1 protein-coding gene is annotated in these 875 nt (G+C 45.8%); it reads left to right on the top strand.

Annotated features, from left to right (window positions below):
* Nucleotides 1-201: 201 nt before the first annotated feature.
* On the top strand, nt 202-875 hold a 674-nt coding region (locus IEW15_RS25570), incomplete at its 3' end, for a sialidase/neuraminidase family protein (protein ID WP_229708882.1).

Here is an 875-nt window from a genome sequence, read left to right as displayed (position 1 = left end):
GAGTGCATAGGATGGTCAAGCACGTCATGCCACGATGGCATATCAAGAATGTCAATATGCATATCAGGACCGAATAACAATGCATCGGCAGTGGTGTGGTACGGAGGGAGACCAGTTACAGAAATCCCATCATGGGCAGGGAACATTCTTAGAACTCAAGAATCAGAATGTGTGTGCCATAAAGGAGTCTGCCCAGTGGTCATGACAGATGGCCCAGCAAATAATAGAGCAGCAACTAAGATAATTTATTTCAAAGAGGGAAAGATACAGAAAATCGAAGAACTGACAGGGAACGCTCAACATATCGAAGAGTGTTCGTGTTATGGAGCAGCAGGGATGATCAAGTGTATATGCAGGGACAATTGGAAGGGGGCAAACAGACCAGTAATCACTATAGATCCTGAGATGATGACCCACACAAGCAAGTACTTGTGTTCAAAAATCTTAACCGACACAAGTCGACCCAATGACCCCACCAGTGGGAACTGCGATGCGCCAATAACAGGAGGGAGCCCAGACCCTGGAGTAAAAGGGTTTGCATTCCTAGACGGTGAGAACTCATGGCTTGGAAGGACTATTAGCAAAGACTCCAGGTCAGGATATGAAATGTTAAAAGTTCCAAATGCAGAAACCGACACTCAATCGGGGCCAATCTCATACCAGATGATTGTCAACAACCAGAATTGGTCGGGGTATTCAGGGGCATTCATTGATTACTGGGCAAACAAGGAATGCTTCAATCCTTGTTTTTATGTGGAACTAATCAGAGGGAGACCCAAGGAGAGTAGTGTACTATGGACTTCAAATAGCATTGTAGCTCTCTGTGGATCCAGGGAGCGATTGGGATCATGGTCCTGGCATGATGGTGCTGAGAT

Source organism: Tistrella bauzanensis, assembly GCF_014636235.1.
Lineage (GTDB): Bacteria > Pseudomonadota > Alphaproteobacteria > Tistrellales > Tistrellaceae > Tistrella > Tistrella bauzanensis.
The sequence above is the reverse complement of the archived record's forward strand: the minus strand, read 5'-3'. Positions and strand labels throughout refer to the sequence as shown.